The sequence below is a fragment of the Arthrobacter sp. 08Y14 genome, assembly GCF_002929455.1.
Taxonomy (GTDB): Bacteria; Actinomycetota; Actinomycetes; order Actinomycetales; family Micrococcaceae; genus Arthrobacter_B; species Arthrobacter_B sunyaminii.
This window is the reverse complement of sequence record NZ_PJIX01000001.1, coordinates 908,228-927,469: the sequence shown is the minus strand read 5'-3', so window position 1 is coordinate 927,469 and position 19,242 is coordinate 908,228. Positions and strand designations below refer to the sequence as shown.

Below are 19,242 nucleotides of genomic sequence, written 5' to 3'. Positions count from 1 at the left end.
GCGTCTCATGCCACCGGAGTTCCCATGAACCAGCCCGCTGTCGAAACGACAAACCTCGTCAAGACCATCGGCTCTACGCGCGCTTTGGACGGGTTCTCGCTCACGGTGGAGGCAGGGCAGGTTGCCGGTTTCCTGGGACCCAACGGAGCTGGAAAATCCACCGCAATCCGGGTGCTGCTCGGCGTGCTGCGCGCTGACGCTGGCACCGCCGCGGTGCTGGGGCTGGACCCGTGGTCAGACGCCGTCGCCATCCACCGCAGGATCGCCTACGTGCCGGGGGACACCACCCTGTGGCCCAACCTCACCGGAGGGGAAGCCATCGATATTTTCACCCGGCTGCATGCCGGCAAGCGGACCGCCGGGAAGGGCCGGGACGCGAAGCGGCAGGCGACACGACGCGCCGAGCTGCTGGAACGCTTTGAACTGGACCCCACCAAGAAAGCGCGCACCTATTCCAAAGGCAATCGGCAGAAGGTGGCGCTGGTCGCCGCGCTCGCCTCAGATGCTGAGCTGTTCCTGCTCGATGAACCCACTTCGGGCCTCGATCCGCTCATGGAGGCCGCGTTCACCGAGGAGATCCGGAACCTGCGCAGCGAGGGACGTACCGTGCTCCTGTCCAGCCACATCCTCGCCGAGGTGGAAAAGCTGTGCGACACCGTCACCATCATCCGCTCCGGCCGCGACGTGGAAACCGGCACCCTGGCCCAGCTGCGCCACCTCACCCGGTCCACGGTCACGGCGACGACGACGGCGGATCCGGCCGCGCTGGCCGCTGCACCGGGGGTGCACAACCTCAGTGCGGAGCACGGATATCTGCGGTTCGACGTCGACAATGCGCAGGTGAACAGCATCCTGGCACTGCTGGCCGAAGCCGGCGTGCAAAACCTGACCATTGCCCCGCCGTCACTGGAGGAGCTGTTCCTGCGCCACTACGGTGACGAGGCGGGAGCAGCGCAATGAGCGCACCACCCACTGCCCGCCGGCAGTCCTTCCGCAACCCGTGGGCTGCCACCGGCGGATTGCTGCGGCTGCACCTGAGGCTGGACCGGATCATTATTCCGGTCTGGACCCTGGCCGTCGGCGCAGGAGTTGCCGGGTCCATGGCCACTTTCGAGACGACCTACACCACCCCGGAATCACTGCAGGCCCGGGCGTCGCTCATGGACAACCCGGCCACGGTCATGATGACCGGACCGGCCTTTGGACTGGAGAATTACACGTTCGGCGCGATGGTCGCCAACGAACTCTCCTTGTACCTCTATCTGGCCGCCGCCATCATGAGCATCCTCCTCGTGGTGCGGCATACCAGGGCGGAGGAGGAATCCGGCCGGATGGAAATGCTCCGTGCCCTGCCGGTGGGCCCTTTTGCACCGGCCGCCGCCGCAATCATCACGGTCGCCGTCGCCAATGCCGCGGTCGGGGCGGCCGTTGTGGCGGCGCTCGCGGGCACATCGTCCCTGGACCCTGCCAGTTCGCTTGCCCTGGGCGCCGGAACCGCACTCACCGGCATGGTTTTCGGTGCGGTTGCCGCGGTTGCCGCCCAGCTCAATGAGCACGCGCGGGGAGCCACCGGCACGGCAATGGCGGTTCTGGCTGCCGCCTTCCTGATCCGGGGAATCGGCGACGTCATCAACAACCAGGGATCCTGGCTGTCCTGGTTCTCGCCGCTTGCCTGGCCGCAGCAGACCCGCCTCTGGGTGGACCTGCGCTGGTGGCCGCTGCTCCTCTCGGCTGCGGCCACTGCAATACTGCTGGTGCTCGCCGTGGAACTGGCCCGGCGGCGGGACCTTGGCGCCGGGCTGCGGACGCCCCGGCCCGGTCCGGCAACCGCCAGGCCCGCCCTGCTTTCCCCGGCGGGTCTGGCCGGCCGGCTGCTGCGCGGCTCCTTTGCCACCTGGACCGTCTCCGCTTTCCTGTTCGCGGCCGCTTTTGGGGCGCTGGCCAATTCCCTGGAGGAATCATTCTCCGACCTCCCGCAGCTGGCGGATTTCATCACCGTGGACCTGGCCGATGTGACCACCAGTTTTGCGTCCGCCATCGTCTCCTTCGTCATCGTTGCCCCGCTCATCTTCAGCGTCTCGGCCGTCCTGCGGCTGCGCGCAGAGGAAGACGCGGGCCGTGTCGAGCAGCTGCTCGCCACCGGCAGTTCCCGTTCCGGACTGCTGGGCGCCTGGCTTGCCGTTGTCACCGCGCAGACCGTCCTGATGACCGCCGTCGTGGGGCTCGGCGCAGGTTTGGGAGTGGCCGCGGGAACCGGCGACGGCGGGTGGTCCGGAAGGCTGGCCCTGGCCGCCCTCACCTACCTGCCCGCCCTGGCACTGACGGCGTCCCTCGCGGTGGCCCTCTACGGTCTGTTTCCCCGGCTCGCTGCACTGGCGTGGGCGCCGGTGGTGTGGAGCGCCATTGTGCTCTTTCTGGGACAGCTGCTGGCTCTGCCCGATTGGGCCATGGACCTGTCACCCCTCGCCCATGTGGCGCTGGTGCCCAGCGCCGATCCGGAGGCTGCCCCGCTGGCGGTTCTGACGGCGGGTGCAGCAGTCCTCGTCGCGGCGGGTTTTACGGGTTTCCGGCGGCGCGACGTCGGGATCGGGTGATCAGCGCACCCGGATGCAGGCTGCCCCTAGCTGCCGTTTCGGCCGGCCCCTAGGCTGGCAGCGGCAGCCAGTCGGCCGCCGTCGGAACCGCCTCAGGAGCTCACGATGAAGCAGGCACCAATTCGTACCGTCATCAGTCCCGGCCGCTATGTACAGGGCGCCGGCGCCATCCACCGGCTCGGAGAGTTCCTTAGCCAGGTCGGGAAGACACCGCTGCTGGTGGCCGACGACGTCGTCTGGGGCTTTGTCGGCCATGACATCGGCACGTCCCTGCAGGTTGCCCAGCTGCCACTCACCCGGGAAGTCTTCAATGGAACACCCACAGCCGTTGAAATTGACCGGCTGACCGGTGCCATCCGCGCCGCGGGCGCTGACGTGGTGGTGGGAGTGGGCGGCGGCAGCACCATCGACGCGTGCAAGGCCGCCGGCGACGCAGCCGGCATCCGCTGGGCATCGGTGCCCACCGTCGCATCCACTGACGCGCCGACGTCGGCGCTCGCCGTCGTTTACACCGCCGACGGAGCCTTCGAGGAGTACCGGTTCTTCACCCGGAACCCGGATCTGGTGCTGGTGGACTCGCAGATTGTGGCCAACGCGCCGGCGTCGTTCCTTGCCTACGGGGTGGGCGACGCGCTGGCCACCTGGCTGGAAGCACGCGCCACGGCTGCATCTTTTTCGCTGACCATGGCCGGCGGCCTGCCCACGGAGACCGGCACCGCGCTGGCGCGGCTGAGCTGGGACGTGCTGTGGGAGTTCGCGCTTCCCGCTCTGGACGCCGCCCGGGACAACCTCGTCACGCCGGCGCTGGAAAAGGTCATCGAGGCCAATACCCTGCTGTCCGGCCTGGGGTTCGAGTCCGGCGGACTGGCTGCCGCCCATGCCATCCACAACGGGTTGACCGCAGCACCCCAGACGCACGGCCTGGCCCACGGACAGAAGGTGAACATCGGTTCACTGACGCAGCTGGTGCTGGAGGGCGCTCCCACCGCTGAGATCCGGGATTTTGTGGAGTTCACAACGCGCGTCGGCCTGCCGAACACCCTTACCGAGGTGGGTTTGTCCGTGGACGACGCCCGTGAACTGGATCTGGTGGCGGAGGCTGCCACTGTTCCCGCTGAGACCATGAAGTCCATGCCGTTCGATGTTGGTCCAGCCGACGTCAAAGCCGCACTGAAATCCATCGAACGGTTCTCACGCCGGGTACGCCGTGAAGCGGGGCTGCCGGACCCGGTGCCGTACAAAGCGCACTAGGCTCCCCGCAGGGCCACGACGGGTTCAATGCGCGTGGCCTTGCGGGCCGGAAATCCGCCGGCGACCAGCCCGACGAGCGCTCCCAGGAGCGCCCCGCCGCAGGCGACAAGCGGGTTAAGGACGGGCGTCCACTGCTGGGACAGGGAGATTCCGATGACGGCGAAAACTCCCGCGGCCGCGCCGAGGATCCCGCCCAGGAGTCCGATAATGACTGACTCCGCGACGAACTGCGCGGCAATTTGGCGCCGGGTGGCACCGATGGCACGGCGCAGACCGATCTCTCCGGTGCGTTCCATGACGGAAAGCATCGTCACGTTCGCAATTCCAACGCCGCCCGCCAGAAGCACCACCACGGACAGGACCACAAAAATGAGGTTGACGTCCGCTTGGACATTGCCCGCGAGCTGGGAGCGTCCCTGCGGGGCTGCGACGTCGATGCGCCCGGGCTCATCGGGGGAGAGGGAGAGGGCAGCCTGGTCCGCCACCTGGGGGCCGGCGCCAACAACAATGCGCGCCTGCACCTCTCCCGGCGCACCAAGGCCAAAGTCTGAACGGGCCGCGCCGGTGGAGATGACAACACTCTCCAGCAGCTCGGAGCGCTGCTGGACGTCGCCGAAAACACCGACGACGGCGTACGGCAGGCCGTCGATGAAGATGGACGGTTGGGAATCCACCCGGGTGATGCCAAGACGGTCTGCGAGCCGGTTGCCCAATGCAGCCACGCGGTCATGCCGCTGGTCGTGTCCGGCGTCGAAGAGCCGGCCGTGCAGGACCTTGCCCTCCAGCGTGTCGATGAGTCCGGGGGAGGCGGCAAAAACCCGCGGCGGTGAGGTGAGGGGTGCGGAAGGATCATTGACGGGAACGGCGGTGACGGAGCCTTCGCGGAGTTTCACTTCGGTGATCAGTGCTGCCTGTTCAATGCCGGCAAGGCGTTCCATGCGTTCCACGGCGTCCCAGGGGAGGGAAGCGGTGGCAACGCTGTTGCCGTCGGCGTTCTGGGCCGTGGCGGGAGAGGCGATGACCTGGGTGGCGGCGAAGGCGTCGAACTGTTTGGCCAGTTGTCCGGCGGTGGTCTGGGCGAAGCCGAGTGTGGCGACCAGGGCTCCGATGCCCAGGATGGTTCCGGCCAGCGTCATCAGGAGCCGGCCGGGCCGTGTCCCGAGGTCGGAAGTGGCTTCGATCAGCAGGTCGATAAAGCTGAAGCGGTCTGCGGAAGGAACGGGGGACAGGAGTCCTGCCGCTGGCGGGTCGGCAGGGGGACGGTTTCGTGTGGCGCGCGCGAGCTTCATACGGGCGTGACCACCCTTCCGTCGGCAATCCGGACGCACTGGGGTGCACGCCGGGCCACGCCCTGGTCGTGCGTGATGATGACCAGGGCCAGCCCGTCGGTCACCAGTTCCTCGAACAGCGTCATGACATCCTGCGTGGTGCCGCCGTCGAGGTTGCCGGTGGGCTCATCGGCCAGAAGCACGCTGGGGCGGGTGACGACGGCGCGCGCCACGGCCACGCGCTGGCGCTCACCTCCGGAGAGGGTGCCGGGCAGGAAATCGATGCGGTGGCCGAGGCCAACGCGCTGGAGCGCCTCCCGGGCGCGGTCAGCACGCTCGATGCGCGGGGTTCCGCTGTAGAGCATGGGCATCATCACGTTCTCCAGGACCGACCGCCGAGGCATGAGGTGAAAGGCCTGGAAAACAAACCCGATGCGCTGCGCGCGGACGGCAGCGCGCGTGTCCTCGTCCAGAACTCCGGTCAGATGGCCGTCAAAGCGGTACTCGCCCACACTGGGCCGGTCCAGGAGGCCGAGGATGTTGAGCATGGTGGATTTGCCCGATCCGCTGGGGCCCACAATCGACACATAGTCGCCCTGCTGCACAGTGAGGTTGATGCCCTTCAGCGCCTGCACTTCGGGCGGACCCGGGAAGGACCTTGTGACATCACGCAGTTCGAGGAGGGGGACACTCACTTGCCCACCACAACAAGGTCCCCTTCGGCCAGTTCCCCTTCCACCGGGATGACTTCCACGGCACCGGGAGTCGCCAAACCGCTGCGGACAACCACCAGCCGGGTGGCCGTCCGTTCGCCCTCACGGGGATCTCCTTCCACCACTTCCACGCGTGTTTCGCCCCCGGGGCCGGCGGTGAGGGCCGCGTAGGGAACAGACAAAACATCGCCGTCGGTGGCGCCGACGGCGATCGACACGCGAACGTTGGTTCCCTGGAGTTCCTGGATCTGCTCCGGCGTCAGGGGGTCCGGCTGCAGCTGAACGGTCCATCGCGCGGAGTCGCCTTCTCCGGCTGCAACGGACGTGATGGTGGCCGCGTGCGCGGTGCCGTCCGGCAGGTCAAAAGACGCTTTGTCTCCGGCCTTGAGGAGGCGGGCATCAGCTTCCGCTGCGGAACCGGACAGTCCCAGCGTTGCGCCGGAGACCGTCATGGAAGATCCCTCCAGGATGGAACCCCGCGCGGTGGTGACGGTGTCGACGCGGCGGGGCAGATCGGCCAGGTACAGCACCTCTGAAGCAGGCAGTGACGGCAGCGCAGCCTGCTCGGCGAGGACCAGGTCCTCCTGCGCCTGCGCGAGCTGCACCGCAGCGGCGTCAACTGCTGCCCGCTGTGGAGCGTCGGTTCGGTCGGCGCCGATTTGCTGCCGGCGCAGTTCAGCCAGTTCAAGGGCATCCACCAGGTTGCCGATCTGCAGTGCATCCCGGGGTGTGGCCTGCTGCGCGGCGGCCAGTTCGCGCTGTGCGGCGGCTACGGCATTGTCGGCCTCCCGGATCTCCACGGGTGTTGCACCCACCGGCGTCATGGCCAGCTCGTTCTGGGCTGAGGACAAACCCTGCTCTGCCATCCGTACAGATTCCTGCGCTGCGCGGACGGATTCGGCGCTTCCCTCCTCCGACTCCGGAAGCGAATACCCGGCCGTGGCATAAAGGGTTGCGACGGCGTTGGCTGCGTCTGCGCCAAACACCGGGTCGGACGGATCGCCGGCGTCGATTCCCACCGTCCGAACCGCCGTCTTGAACTGGACCACGTCGGGGCCCGATGCGCCGAGGGAAAGGGTCCGGTAGGCAGGCAGTTCGCCGGGCAGGACCATGACGGGCCGGCCGGCAACCTCCAGGGCTATCGATAGGGGCTTCAGTTCCGCTCCAACCTCCGGCACCTGGCCCGTGACCACGGCGGGGCCGGCTATTGATGTGGTGTCGATGCGCACTTCCACCGGGTCCGCGTAGGCCACCTCTCCGCGGATGGTTACGTCATTGCTGAGCTGGCCGTACTGCACGGGAACGGTCACCAGCCCCGGCACCGGAGGCTCGGCCGCACCTGCTGCGTCAGCCGGCGAGACCAGAAACCGCCCCAGCAGCAGGCCGGCAACCAGGCTCAGAACAGCGGCAGCAGCCACAATCCAGAGAGTTCGGTTACGTTGGAAAACGGTGATGATGCCTGCCCATGCTGATGACCGTGCGGGAACGTCCTGCTCCTGGGCCCGGTCCGGAGCATCTTCCAGGAGCAGGCCCACGCCCGATGCCTGGTCCGCCGGCCGGTCGGCACCCTTGCGTCCAAGCCCCGCCACTCAGTTGCCCTGCTCGATGTCCGCGCGGAAAGCTTCCAGCTCGGCCTTGTGGTCATCAATGAACTGCTGCTCGAGCTCGAACTGCACGCTCTCCATGGTGTCCTTGTAGTTTGTCTTCTCCCGGCAGTCCAGGTCAGCGAGGGCGAGGGTAATTTCTTCCTCGGCCAGCTCGTCCATGTCCGGTTCGACCATTGCGCCGGGGTCAACAGCCTCGGCGGTGGCGCTGGTGCTGTCACTCACCCCGTTGTAGGCGGAGTTCATCTTTTCATTGATGCTGTTCTGCGCATCCATCTGAGCCGTGAACCCGGGGTGTCCGGCGTCGGCCATGCAGGAGGACCACTCGGCATCTGCCTCGGTGAGTTCCGGGGAACTCATCATGTCCTCGTAGAGGGCGTTCATGGAATCCATCAGCGGCTGGTGCTTCTCGGAGGTGTCGACGTCGTCGCCGTTTATTTCGTTCTCCGACCATCCGTAACAGCCCGCGGTGGTCCAGTCCCATTCCGTCATTTCCCCCTCGGCGGGCATATCCTCTTCGTCGGGGGTGGGGCCGTGCAGCGCCTCATAAAAGGCGGTCTGCTCAGATTCCGACAAACTGGAGACATAATCCGCGTTCGGATCTACGTACTCCTGTTCGCTGGCCACGGGCTCGTCATCCCGGCCGGGGAAATTGATCATTCCGTAGCCGTATTGGGACACCCATTCCCGGGAATCAGGATTCCATTCCGTGTCCGTTCCCATGGAAAAGGACACATCCTGGACATTCGGCGTGTACTCGAAACCTTCCTCCGTCATGCACTGGGCCACGAGGTCTTCCCGCTTGCGCTCCCGTTCGGCGTATTCCTTCTCCTGCTCCTCCACGCTCATCCCGCTCTCATAGGCGGAGGACATGAATTCGGCCAAAGGGGAATCCTTGGCGGCAGGAGGTTCTTCAGCTTCACCGGACGAACCACACCCGCCGAGGACGATGGAGAAACACAAAGCGGCAAGAAGCGCAGCAGCGCGCGGAGAATGGTGCACGGATATCCTCTTTTAGGAGTGCGGGCGGTGAACCTGCGGGCTCACGTACCTCAAAGAATGCCTCACAACCGGCCCGGAACTATGCTCGCGGCCAGTAACGTTTTCATCTCATCTGCAGGCGGCATTAAATGAGGAGAATTCCGGTGCGCGGCGACGGATGGGCCGCCATTTCCTTTGTTTAGGGTTCGCCGGCGGGAACGGACACCGAGGTTGTAGCCGGCTGTGGATCGCCGGTGCCGCCGGATTCCGTTGTAAAGAGGAAAACTGACGCCAGAATGCCGATGGCCAGGACGACGACTAGGAGGACACCGCTGGTAATTGCGATCACCCAGGCGCTGCGTGGCTGCGGCCGCCGCCGAACCAAAGCCACGACCGCGAGTACCAGGGCGAGCCCGGCCAGCGGAAAGAACAGCGGTATAAGGACAATGGACAGGACCAGCGCCGTGAGGGCAATGATGCCCGGCGGGGTACCCAGCCATGGGCTGGCCGGACCCGGGCGGACGGTGGTCCCGCCAGCGCCGGACGGTGGAGACGGGAGGGCGCTCAAGACTCCAGATCCTCCTCCTGGGCTTCGAACCCCTGCCGTTTGCCGTGCATGGACAGCACAATATCCAGAACCCGAAGGTCGGAAATGGGTTCGGTGATGCCCGACTTGGCGCGGATCTCCGTCAACCGTTCGGCCAGGACCCCGTCCGCAAAGGAGGCGTGCCAGTACTCCCACTGGTCCTTGGGCCCGGGCAGCGCCGTGACCCGGCGGATGATGGAGTCGTACACCGGAATCAGCCGGGGCCGCTTGCGGGCAAGGAGTTTGCTGGCGGTGCTCGGGCCCACGCCCCAGCCGCCGTTGTCGTCGTGCCTGCCGCGCAGGATGTTCCACAGCTGGCGCGCCGGGCTGCCGGCACCCAAATCCTGCACCGCGTCCGCGTCGGGCAGATCGACGTCCGCCGGGATGGAAGCCAGCAGATCGGAAATGTCTCCGGCCCGCGTTTCCAGCAGGGCAACTGCCGTCCGCGCCGGAATCTTCACCGAGCGGAAGGAGGCGGCAACGACGTCGTCGGCCGTGAACCGGTTCACCACGCCCGGGGCATCGCCGCCGCCGGCCCAGGAATCAAAGCGGGAACTGCTGCGGACCCTGCCGGTCCGCGGCATGAGTTCGGTGAAATAGTCCTGCAGATTCCGTGCAGCCGACTCAACGGTGATTTCCCCGGTCGAAACAACTCGTCTCATGAATATCCCCAAGTCTGGTTTGGAATGGGTGGGAATGCTGGTGGACACCTAATGACCAACACCCTACTGGTGTCGGATAGGCTCCCACCATGGTTATTAACTTTCGCCTGATGGCCGAATCGGAGTCTGAGGCGGAAGCAATTGTGCAATTCCTGACTTCAAACAGTTTTCCTTTCCATATGACGGCACAACATACGGCGAAGTCGGCACGGGAAGCGGTGGACAGCGGCAGGTTCTGGTCTGAGGAATCGGTGGGCTACTGGATCGTCGATGATGCCAAAACTGTCGGGATGGTGGTGCTTGATGACCTGGAGGAGGACACCCCCATGTTCGACCTGCGGCTGGCGGAGGACTTCCGCGGCCGGGGACTGGGGCCGCAGGTCCTGAAGGCCCTGTGCTCACTGGTGTTTGAAAAGTTTCCCGATCCGGTGCGGTTTGAAGGCCAGACACGGGAGGACAACGTTGCCATGCGCAAGACTTTCGTCCGGGCAGGCTTTCTCAAGGAGGCCCATTACCGCCTCGGCTGGCCCACGGCGGATGGTACGCGGGTGGCGTCGGTGGCCTACGCCATCCTGCGGCAGGATTGGGAAAGCAACGGGACTACCTCCTTTGAATGGGACGATCTGCGCCAGTTCTCCCGCTAGACTTTCTCCAGCCCGGCCGATGCCGCCGGAAGAACGGGAAGCCGGGGAAATCGTGCCACTATCCGCAGATACCGCTATATCCGTCCGTGGGTTGACCAAGAAATACGGTGCCACCACAGCCGTTGATGACCTGTCCTTTGAAGTGCATTCCGGTACGGTCTTCGCCTTTCTGGGGGTCAACGGCGCCGGCAAATCCACCACTATCTCCTGCCTCACCACCGTCATTCCCTTCAACGCCGGTGAAGCAATCGTCAGCGGGCACGACGTACGCAGCGAGGCCGGCGAAGTCCGCAAGGACATCGGCGTCGTTTTCCAGGATTCTTTGCTGGATCCGCTGCTGACGGGCCGGGAAAACCTGCGGACGAGGGCCAAATTCTATTCGGCCGACACCGCGGCCAACGATGCCCGGATCCAGGAACTGAGCGCCATGATCGGGATCGACGACTTTGTCGACCGCCGCTACGGCACCTATTCCGGCGGACAGCGGCGGCGCGTGGACATTGCGCGCGCACTGCTGCATTCGCCGTCGATCCTCTTCCTGGACGAACCCACCGCCGGGCTGGACCCGGCCAGCCGCGCCATGGTCTGGTCCACCATCCGTGAGCTGCGGGACCGGCACGGGCTCACCGTCTTCCTCACCACGCACTACATGGAGGAAACCGAGGAAGCGGACCGGGTGTGCATTATTGAACGCGGCCGGATCATCGCCGACGGCACGCCCGCCCAGCTGCGCGCCCGGCACAGCAACTCCGTCCTGAGCATCACCACGGACAACCGGCCGGCGCTGCTGGCGCTGGCAACCGCTGCGGGCGCCGGCATCCGCGATGAGGACGACGGCGGGGTGGTGCGGCTCGTCGTCGACACCGCCGAGACGGCCCGCAGGATTTTAACGGAGCACGGTGACGCCGTGGCGGACTTTGAATTCCGGCACGGAACCATGGATGACGTTTTTCTGGCGCTGACCGGACACGAGGGGGAGGGCGCATGAACATTGTCGGCAACCTGATGCTGCGCAACCTGCGGCTGTTCTTCCGTGACCGGATGGGCGTGTTTTTCTCGCTGCTCTCGGCGCTGATCCTGTTCCTGCTTTATACGCTGTTTCTCGGCAGCACCCAGATTGATGACCTCCAACAGTCCTTCCCGGGAGCTACGAGGGATGACGTCAAGGGTTTCGTGGACACCTGGATGTTCGCCGGCATCGTCGGCATTACCTCCATCACCACCGGTCTGGGCGCCCTTAACGTGTTTGTGGAGGATTCGTCATCGGGCCGTTTCCGGGATTTTATGGTTTCGCCGATCCGCCGGGAACAACTGATCCTGGGCTATTTGTCCTCTGCCGGCGTTGTGGCGCTGATTATGACCACCGTGATGTTGATCATCAGCCTGGTCTATCTGTATTTGGTGGACGGGATCAGTTTTAGCGCCGGGCAGATCGCCACCGTTTACGGCTTCCTGGCTCTAAGCTGCCTGGCGTTTGCGGCGCTGAGCTCCTTTGCGGTCTCGTTTGTGCGGACTGCGGGAGCGTACTCAGCCCTGTCGACCATTGTGGGCACCATTCTGGGGTTCCTGGCCGGCGCCTACATTCCGGTGGGGGCCCTGCCCGAAGGCGTGCGCACCGTGGTCAGCGCCCTGCCGTTTATGCAGGCTGCGCTGCCGATCCGCCAGGAGATGACGGCGGATTCGCTGCAGGTCCTGGCGGCGGACCAGCCGGCTGCCGCCACCGAGCTGCGGGAGGTTTTCGGCATCACCGCGTCAGTGGGGGATTGGACCGTCACCAACCCCTATGTGGTGTTCATTCTGGTTGCCATGACGGTGGTGTTCACCCTGCTGGCTGCCGTTCAGATCCGGCGCCGCATCGGCTGATTCAGGCAGTCGGGACCGGCAGGGCAGGACGCGGATCACGTGCGAGGATACCCATGCTGATCGCATCCACCCGCTCACCGTCCCAGAGCAGAGCCTCGCGCTGGCGGCCCTCCACTGTGAACCCGGCCTTTTCATAGGCGCGCTGGGCCCGGGGATTGAACGCAAAGACCTCCAGCGCCACCCGGTGCAGGCCGAGGTCATCAAACGCGTGCCCGACGACGGCGGCCGTCGCCTCGGTCCCGTACCCCTGTCCCCGCACGTCCGCCGGTGCCAGGGCAATCCGGAATCCGACCGACCCGTTGTCGGCATCGAGGTCATTGAGGACCACTTCGCCCAAGTACCGTTCCTCCGGGTGGTTTTCGTCTGCGCGGCGAATGACGGCCCAGTCTCCGCGGTCATGCTGTCCGGCGAGCCCGGCCAGCCATGCCTGAATCTGTTCGGGGGTGAATTCTGCGTGGGTTCCGGTCAGGCGCCGTGCTTCCGGATCCTGCAGGCTGGCCCAGGCGCCCTCAAAATGTTCCGGCCCGAGCGGTTCCAGCCGGAGCCGGGCGGTGGTCAAGGTGGCCTGGTTGGCAAAGAGGTTTTCGGGAAGCATCAGATCAGCCTACTGGGGGGCCGGCTTGGTTTCCCGCTGCCACTTCGAAAATGATCTCCAGCCCGTCTTCCTCATCCCACTGGGAACCGTTTTCCTCGAACCCGTACTGCAGCACCAGGTTGCGGGAGGCTTCGTTATCCGGGCTGATGGTGGCGCGCACCGTGCGGACGTCCGGTTCGCGGGCGGCCCGGGCCAGCAGCAGTTCCAGTGCGGCGCGGGCGTAGCCGCCGCGGCGGAACGATGGATCCACGGAATAGCCCAGTTCCACCATGCCGTCCGGATCCGGCGGTCCGTGAAAACCTGCGCAGCCCACAGCCTTACCCGACTCCGTGTCGACGATGGCCCCGGTGATCCAGCCGGCGTCGTCGGGCGCTGCCGCAAGCTGGGCGCTGCGCATTTTCCACAGCGACTGCCGGTCGGAGGAAAAATGCCGGGTGAGGGGAACGGGGGAGTGCCGGTTGGCGGTGTCCAAGTCCCCTGCTGCCAGCGCGTCAATGGCAGCCACGGGCAACTGCGCCAGGTGTATGGGAGGCCGCCGGGATGCGGGGTGCTGCCGGGCAGGAGCTGGTGAAGGAGAGGGCATCGCTCCATTATGGGGGCGCCGGCTCAGAACTTCTTCCCGGCTGGAGCCGGGGCGGTCACACTGGAATCAGTGCCCTTGCTGTTCCCGACCAGACCGCATGCCAAGGACTACCTCATGAATACCGATCAGGTTCTCATCATCGGCTCCGGTCCGTCCGGCTACACAGCGGCCATTTATGCGGCCCGGGCAGGTCTGAAACCGCGTGTCCTTGCCGGGTCGGTGACCGCGGGCGGCGCCCTAATGAACACCACTGAAGTGGAAAACTTTCCCGGCTTTCCGGACGGTATTCAGGGCCCGGACCTGATGGACAGCCTGCGCCGGCAGGCGGAAAAGTTCGGTGCCGTGGTGCAGTACGACGACGTCGTGTCGGTCGATTTGGGCGGGCATGTGAAGCGGGTGGAGACCGGCGGCGGAGGCAAGCACAAGGCGCGCAGCGTTATTCTGGCCACCGGATCAGCGTATAAGGAACTGGGTCTGCCGGAGGAGAAACGGCTCAACGGCCACGGCATCTCATGGTGCGCCACCTGCGACGGTTTCTTTTTCCGGAACCAGGATGTGCTGGTGGTGGGCGGCGGCGATTCCGCCATGGAGGAGGCTCTGTTCCTGAGCCGGTTCGGACGGACCGTCACGGTGATTGTGCGGCGCAGCGAGCTGCGGGCCTCACGCATCATGGCCATGCGGGTCAAGAGCCACGACAAGATCCGATTTGAGTGGAACAGCGAAGTGACCGCGGTGCACGGCCAGGACAAGGTGACGGGGGTGACCCTTACCGACACGGTCACGGGAGAACGGCGCGAGCTGGCGGCTACCGGGGTGTTTGTCGCCATCGGGCATGTGCCGCGTACTGAACTGCTGCATGGACAGGTGGACCTTGACGCGGAGGGTTACATAACGGTGGCTGCACCCACCACGGCTACCTCCGCCGACGGTGTTTTTGCGTGCGGTGATGCCGTGGACCACCGCTACCGTCAGGCCATCACCGCCGCCGGCACCGGGTGCGCCGCAGCTCTGGACGCCGAACGCTATCTGGCCGCGGTGCAGGATGCTGACAGCATTGCCACCGCGCTGGTGGAGGGGACGTTGAACGACTGAGCAGGTGGACCGGTGACACGGAGGTTCCCGCCGTCGTCGTGCTGTGGTGTTGGACCTTCCCGGCGCTAAGCCGCGCCGGTGAAGGTCAGCACGAGCAGCGTAATGTTCAGCCCCACCAGCAGGATGGCCACCACAACTCCCAGTGCGGTGGTCCACCAGCGGTTGGTGTGCACACCCATCAGATCCCGGCGCGAGGTCAGCCACACCAGCGGAATCAGGGCAAACGGAATGCCGAAGGACAGGATGACCTGGCTGAGGATGAGCGCCCAGGTGGGGTCGACACCGGCCGCCAGGATCAGCAGAGCGGGAATCAGCGTGATCAGGCGGCGCAGCAGCATCGGCATGCGGATCTTCAGCAGCCCCTGCATGATTTCGGCGCCGGCGTAGGCGCCTACGGAGGTGGATGCCAGACCCGATGCCAATAGGCCAACGGCAAAAAGGGTGGCGACGGCGCCGCCAAGGGACGCAGCGATCGCAGCGTGCGCACCTTCCAAGGTGTCCGTTCCGGCGACGCCCTGGAGGGAGCTCGCTGCCAGGAGCAGGATCGCCAGGTTCACGGTTCCGGCGACAGCCAGCGCAATGGTGACATCCCAGCGGGTGGCGCGGATCAGCCTTGGGGTCGTTAGGAAAGCAGTGCGGTCCGGGAAACGGTCCCGGGTCAATGCCGAATGCGCGTAAATGGCGTGCGGCATGACCGTGGCGCCAAGAATGGACGCTGCGAGCAGCACGGATTCGCTTCCCTCGAAGCGGGGGATGAGGCCGTCAGCCACGGCGCCCCCGTCGGGCGGTGAAATCACGATTCCGGCCGTGAAGCCGACGGCGATAATCGCCATCATGGACACGATCACGTACTCAAACGTGCGGTGACGTCCGCTGCCCTGAAGGCCCAGAACAGCCATGGATATGACCCCGGTAATGACGCCGCCGAGGAGCAGCGGCAGGTCGAACAGAAGCCACAAGGCCACGGCGCCGCCGATCACCTCGGCCACATCGGTGGCCATGGCTACGAGCTCCGCCTGGAGCCAGTAGAGGCGGCGTCCGGTTTTGCGGCCCAGGCGTTCTCCCAGCAGTTCGGGCAGGGACTTGCCGGTGACCAGTCCAAGTTTTGCGGAGAGGTACTGGATGAGCCAGGCCATGATGTTCCCGGCAACCACAACCCATACCAGCAGGTAGCCGAACCGTGCGCCCGCCGTCATGTTGCTGGCAACGTTTCCCGGATCCAGATAGGCGACTCCCGCAACCAGTGCGGGTCCCAGCATCCAGATCAGGCGTTTGGGGGCAGCGGGTATTTCGGTGGGGGAAGCGGGCACAGGGGAAGGCGCGCCTGTTGCCGGCTTGGCAGGCCTCAGGAGGGCAGTCTTGCGGCTCATGACAGCAACGTAACACAAAAGTTCGGTGCCCCGAAGACGGTGTAGCGGGGATGGCGAACTTTTCGGGTGGGGTGGGGTGGGAGGGGGTTCGTCCACGGTGGGGCGGACGGCGGATGTGCGGAACAGATATAGAGAGCTTTGAAGGTGTGGGCCGGCGCGACGTAGGCAGCCCTCCTCCTGGCAAGTAGTTCCGGAAAAAAGTCGAGTATTTGGAACGTCCGAAAGAGGCCTGTTTTGGGGTTTTTGGGGCTGTTTTCGGGACGGAAATGTCGGTGGCAGGTGAAAGCCTGAGGGCATGGATCAGAACGGATCTTTTCGACGCGGCACCGGTGATTGCGTTGGTGCCGGGCAGGCTGCTGGCCAGGCTGCTGGCCCGAGCCTGTCGGTCTTTGAAGCTTCGCGCAGGGTCGCTGATGCAGGTTCCGACCAAGACGGTTTCCCTCCGGCCCCGGCCCATGGTCCGGCCCCGGCCCATGGTCCGGCCTACCGCGACGGGCTTACCGGTTCGTTGGTCCTGCAGGGCGCGGAGGCCCTGACCCAGGATGAAGCCAGTGTGGTGTTGTCCCGGTTGGATGCTTTGGTGCGGTGGGCGCAGGCTCAGCAGGCCAAAGTGCTGCACCGGATGGAAATCCTCTTCCGGGACGAGCTGCTCGAAGATGTTGGCCGGGAGGATCCGGCCCTGACGTTCAGCCTGGCGGCGGAGGAAGCCGCAGCCATCCTGCGCGTTCCCACGAATACCGCGAAGATGCTGATGAGCGACGCCGGACAGCTGTGTTCCACCCACACTGGCACGCTGGCTGGCCTGGAAGCGGGCACCCTCAGCTACGGGCATGTGCAGACGGTACTGGACCAGTCCCAGAATGTCCCCGAGGCTGATCTGGCTGGCTTTGAAAAGGATCTGCTGGCGGTTGCGGCAGCGGGTCTGACGCCGAGCCAGTTCCGAGTGAAAGCCCAACGGATGCGGGAAAAGGCGTATCCGGAAACAATTAGCGTCCGGCATAAGACAGCGTTTGAGCGGCGAAGGGTTTGTCTGGCGCCGGATGAGGATGGCATGTCATGGTTGTCGACGTTGTTGCCGGCGGCACGTGCCCAGCTGATTTATACGCAGCTGACGACCGCTGCCCGGGGTGAACAGGCTGCCGGAGATCCGGCGGGTGGATGAGCTGCGGGCGGACATTCTGGCTGACCTGCTCGACGGTGACAGGAATCTCGAGGGTGACAGGGATGTCGAAGGCAGTGGTCATGAAGGCAGTGGTAACCACGGGGCTGCGGGCCGTGAGGGCAGAACCCGTAGCGATGCCGGCGATGACAAAGCCTCTGAGAAGAAGTCCCGTGCCCGAGCCCGAACCGAAATCCTGGTCCTCATCACCGCCGATACCCTCTTCGGAGCTGATGAACAGCCTGCCGAACTGCACGGGTACGGGCCGATCAGCCCCGAAACTGCCCGCCGGCTGGCCCGGCAGGCAGCGCACTGGACACCCGTGGAACGTCACCCGGACACCGACGAGATCCTGCGGGTCGGACGCCGCCGGAAAGTCCCTGCCGGACTGCAGCGCTGGCTGCGGGCCAGGGACGGAACCTGCCGGTTCCCGGGGTGCCGGACCAACGCCGTGATCGCCGAGATAGATCACACCAAACCTTGGTCCCACGGCGGGACCACCGACCACGACAACTTGGAACATCTCTGCCGACGACACCACATGTTCAAAACCCGCGGCTTCTGGAAAGCCCGACAACACGCACCCGGGATCATCGAGTGGACCTCGCCCGGCGGAAGGACCTACCGCACCGACCCGCACCTCACTCTGGCGCCTGACCATGGAACGGTGCCGGGGAAATCAGCGGGGAGACCTGGTGCTGTGCTCGTTTCGTACGGCGGGACAGTGAGCGAGAATCCGGACGATTACGGGGACGATCCCCCGCCCTTCTAGCGCTCCCGGATGTCCAGCAGGACATCAGGTTCTTCGGGTGCATCAGGTACCTCCGGCGTGTCAGCCGCGTCGGGTGCCTCAGACATGGGAGGGTTTTCGCCGTCGTCGGTGGGAAAGCCCGCCGTCCTCCGGTGGGAAGCGGCCAACCACAGCACCGACCCCACCACCGGAAGCAGCACAACAGCAAGCATCCACCCGCGACGTGCCGAGCTGGAAACCCACGGAGAACCGGCCAGACTGTAGAGCGCTGCGGCAGCCAAAGTGAGGTACAGAACCAATGACAGCACCACCAGAGGAGCCCACATCAGGTATTCGATAGGCATAACGAAAACCATGCTCTTTCATCATGAACGGAGTCAGAACAAACAATGAACGGGGTCGCGCCGTTTATTTGGGGGGTGGACGCCATTCCAGAATAGGGTTCCGGCAGGACAAATAACCTCATCCCCTGTGATGACATGCGGGCGATCCGTACCGTCCCCAAGTAGTACGGCCGGGAGCTGCCCGTGCGCCTGACAGGAAACATGTTTAGCCGTGAATCTCGCCTAGCCTTAAACCATGAGCACCACATCCCCGGCACGGTCCATGGTCCGTCCCGCAGCCGTTTTTTCTGCTGTTGCGGCGGCGTTAAGCCTCCCGATGGCTCTGCTGGTTCCTTTGTGGATCACAGCAGGACGGATGCTGTTTGGCATCCAGGGGAACCTGGTAGTGATCTTTGCGGCAACTGTTGGGCCGCTGATGGCCATCCTGATGTTGTTGTCGGCAGCGCGCATCACAGTGGCTGCCGCCCGGCGGCCGCGTTTCGGGGCACCATTGCGCACGTCTTTTCTTCTGCTGGGGCTGTGGCTGGCAGGCGGGGCCTTTGGTTTCCTGGTGCCCGACGTCGGCGGAGAACCAGGGCGCGACGGTTCAGTAATGTCCGCGCTGCTCGGAGCGGAAGCGGCAGGCTTCTCCGCCGCACTGGCCAACCCGGTGGGCATACTGACCCTGGGGCTGACCGCGGCTCTGCTCGTGGTCTCGGTGCGGGACGACCGCCGCGCCTGACAGGTAGGCCTCGCGGGCGACCGTTCCGCAAGTGCCGGATACGCGTCCCCGATCTGCCGGCTACCCCGGCGGAGGTGCCGCTTCGGCTGGGCGAACCTGCTGCCAGGGCAGCCGTCCGGTGACTTCCAGTTGCAGGGTGTAGCTAAGGAAGGTCCGTATCAGGACGATGAGAGCCAACACCCCGAGCGATTCAAACGTGGGAGTTACAGCCACGGTCCGGATGATGTCCGCTGCAACCAGCAGCTCCAGGCCCAGCAGGATGGACCGGCCCAGCTGCTGCCGGTACGCCTCGTAGACAGGGCGGCCCGTACGGCGCAGAAGGGTGCGCACCACGGACGCCGTAGCGAGGACGGCACCAACAATGATGACGGCTACCCCGGCCAGGTCCACAAGCTCGCCGGTGGCTTCAATGATGCCCTTGAATTCCATGCTCTGCTCCACTCACCGGTTCCAATGGTTGC

The 19,242-nt window shown here is 65.3% G+C and carries 21 protein-coding genes; 10 read left to right on the top strand and 11 right to left on the bottom strand.

Features of this window, described 5'->3' with window-relative positions:
• Positions 1-24 precede the first annotated feature (24 nt).
• From CXR03_RS04400 to CXR03_RS04390, 3 genes are all read left to right on the top strand, one after another.
• Entirely contained in the window at positions 25-960 is a 936-nt protein-coding gene (locus CXR03_RS04400; protein WP_104102180.1) for an ABC transporter ATP-binding protein, read from the top strand.
• Complete coding sequence (locus CXR03_RS04395) at positions 957-2,594, top strand: ABC transporter permease (RefSeq protein WP_104102178.1); 1,638 nt, start codon at positions 957-959, stop codon at positions 2,592-2,594. The genes CXR03_RS04400 and CXR03_RS04395 overlap by 4 nt, the downstream gene beginning before the upstream one ends.
• Before the next feature lie 105 nt (positions 2,595-2,699).
• On the top strand, positions 2,700-3,845 hold the full coding sequence (locus CXR03_RS04390) for a glycerol dehydrogenase (RefSeq protein ID WP_104102177.1): 1,146 nt from the start codon (positions 2,700-2,702) through the stop codon (positions 3,843-3,845).
• On the opposite strand, the gene CXR03_RS04385 is transcribed toward CXR03_RS04390, so the two are convergent.
• The 6 genes from CXR03_RS04385 to CXR03_RS04360 all read right to left on the bottom strand — a co-directional run bounded on the left by CXR03_RS04385 (position 3,842) and on the right by CXR03_RS04360 (position 9,659).
• On the bottom strand, positions 3,842-5,134 hold the full coding sequence (locus tag CXR03_RS04385; RefSeq protein ID WP_104102175.1) for an ABC transporter permease: 1,293 nt from the start codon (positions 5,132-5,134) through the stop codon (positions 3,842-3,844). The two genes, CXR03_RS04390 and CXR03_RS04385, sit on opposite strands and share 4 nt — an antisense overlap.
• On the bottom strand, positions 5,131-5,808 hold the full coding sequence (locus CXR03_RS04380; RefSeq protein ID WP_104102173.1) for an ABC transporter ATP-binding protein: 678 nt from the start codon (positions 5,806-5,808) through the stop codon (positions 5,131-5,133). Before CXR03_RS04380 ends, CXR03_RS04385 begins: the two co-directional genes overlap by 4 nt.
• A complete protein-coding gene (locus tag CXR03_RS04375) occupies positions 5,805-7,415 on the bottom strand; it encodes a hypothetical protein (RefSeq protein ID WP_258073482.1) in 1,611 nt (536 codons plus the stop codon). Before CXR03_RS04375 ends, CXR03_RS04380 begins: the two co-directional genes overlap by 4 nt.
• A complete protein-coding gene (locus tag CXR03_RS04370; protein WP_104102171.1) occupies positions 7,416-8,315 on the bottom strand; it encodes a hypothetical protein in 900 nt (299 codons plus the stop codon).
• Between the two features lie 295 nt (positions 8,316-8,610).
• The gene (locus CXR03_RS04365) at positions 8,611-8,979 is read right to left on the bottom strand and encodes a hypothetical protein (protein ID WP_104102170.1); all 369 of its coding nucleotides are present in this window, start codon (positions 8,977-8,979) and stop codon (positions 8,611-8,613) included.
• Positions 8,976-9,659 (bottom strand): DUF6308 family protein, encoded by a 684-nt coding sequence (locus CXR03_RS04360; RefSeq protein ID WP_104102168.1) that lies wholly within the window; start codon positions 9,657-9,659, stop codon positions 8,976-8,978. The genes CXR03_RS04365 and CXR03_RS04360 overlap by 4 nt, the downstream gene beginning before the upstream one ends.
• An 89-nt stretch (positions 9,660-9,748) precedes the next feature.
• Here CXR03_RS04360 and CXR03_RS04355 point away from each other — a divergent pair, with 89 nt between their 5' ends.
• From CXR03_RS04355 to CXR03_RS04345, 3 genes are all read left to right on the top strand, one after another.
• Positions 9,749-10,303 carry a GNAT family N-acetyltransferase gene (locus CXR03_RS04355; protein WP_104102167.1) on the top strand — a complete coding sequence of 185 codons (555 nt, stop codon included), beginning with the start codon at positions 9,749-9,751 and terminating at the stop codon, positions 10,301-10,303.
• Positions 10,304-10,394: 91 nt separating this feature from the next.
• On the top strand, positions 10,395-11,291 hold the full coding sequence (locus tag CXR03_RS04350; RefSeq protein WP_258073481.1) for an ABC transporter ATP-binding protein: 897 nt from the start codon (positions 10,395-10,397) through the stop codon (positions 11,289-11,291).
• A complete protein-coding gene (locus CXR03_RS04345; protein ID WP_104102164.1) occupies positions 11,288-12,166 on the top strand; it encodes an ABC transporter permease in 879 nt (292 codons plus the stop codon). Before CXR03_RS04350 ends, CXR03_RS04345 begins: the two co-directional genes overlap by 4 nt.
• Position 12,167: 1 nt before the next feature.
• On the opposite strand, the gene CXR03_RS04340 is transcribed toward CXR03_RS04345, so the two are convergent.
• Together CXR03_RS04340 and CXR03_RS04335 are read right to left on the bottom strand one after the other, a co-directional pair.
• Positions 12,168-12,761 (bottom strand): GNAT family N-acetyltransferase, encoded by a 594-nt coding sequence (locus CXR03_RS04340; RefSeq protein ID WP_104102162.1) that lies wholly within the window; start codon positions 12,759-12,761, stop codon positions 12,168-12,170.
• 4 nt (positions 12,762-12,765) lie between these two features.
• On the bottom strand, positions 12,766-13,266 hold the full coding sequence (locus CXR03_RS04335) for a GNAT family N-acetyltransferase (RefSeq protein WP_258073480.1): 501 nt from the start codon (positions 13,264-13,266) through the stop codon (positions 12,766-12,768).
• A gap of 192 nt (positions 13,267-13,458) precedes the next feature.
• Between CXR03_RS04335 and trxB the strand changes: the two genes are divergently transcribed.
• The gene (gene trxB / locus CXR03_RS04330) at positions 13,459-14,436 is read left to right on the top strand and encodes a thioredoxin-disulfide reductase (RefSeq protein WP_104102824.1); all 978 of its coding nucleotides are present in this window, start codon (positions 13,459-13,461) and stop codon (positions 14,434-14,436) included.
• Between the two features lie 65 nt (positions 14,437-14,501).
• Here the strand turns inward: trxB and CXR03_RS04325 are convergent, their stop codons facing one another.
• A complete protein-coding gene (locus tag CXR03_RS04325) occupies positions 14,502-15,806 on the bottom strand; it encodes an Nramp family divalent metal transporter (protein WP_104102159.1) in 1,305 nt (434 codons plus the stop codon).
• A 295-nt stretch (positions 15,807-16,101) separates the two neighbouring features.
• Between CXR03_RS04325 and CXR03_RS04320 the strand changes: the two genes are divergently transcribed.
• Complete coding sequence (locus tag CXR03_RS04320) at positions 16,102-16,968, top strand: DUF222 domain-containing protein (RefSeq protein WP_104102158.1); 867 nt, start codon at positions 16,102-16,104, stop codon at positions 16,966-16,968.
• Positions 16,934-17,737 carry an HNH endonuclease signature motif containing protein gene (locus CXR03_RS04315; RefSeq protein WP_146070452.1) on the top strand — a complete coding sequence of 268 codons (804 nt, stop codon included), beginning with the start codon at positions 16,934-16,936 and terminating at the stop codon, positions 17,735-17,737. The genes CXR03_RS04320 and CXR03_RS04315 overlap by 35 nt, the downstream gene beginning before the upstream one ends.
• Here the strand turns inward: CXR03_RS04315 and CXR03_RS04310 are convergent.
• Complete coding sequence (locus CXR03_RS04310; RefSeq protein WP_181034486.1) at positions 17,734-18,060, bottom strand: PLDc N-terminal domain-containing protein; 327 nt, start codon at positions 18,058-18,060, stop codon at positions 17,734-17,736. The two genes, CXR03_RS04315 and CXR03_RS04310, sit on opposite strands and share 4 nt — an antisense overlap.
• A gap of 235 nt (positions 18,061-18,295) precedes the next feature.
• Here CXR03_RS04310 and CXR03_RS04305 point away from each other — a divergent pair, with 235 nt between their 5' ends.
• Positions 18,296-18,781 carry a hypothetical protein gene (locus tag CXR03_RS04305; RefSeq protein WP_146070451.1) on the top strand — a complete coding sequence of 162 codons (486 nt, stop codon included), beginning with the start codon at positions 18,296-18,298 and terminating at the stop codon, positions 18,779-18,781.
• Between the two features lie 60 nt (positions 18,782-18,841).
• On the opposite strand, the gene CXR03_RS04300 is transcribed toward CXR03_RS04305, so the two are convergent.
• Positions 18,842-19,210 (bottom strand): DUF1622 domain-containing protein, encoded by a 369-nt coding sequence (locus CXR03_RS04300; protein ID WP_104102151.1) that lies wholly within the window; start codon positions 19,208-19,210, stop codon positions 18,842-18,844.
• Positions 19,211-19,242 lie beyond the last annotated feature (32 nt).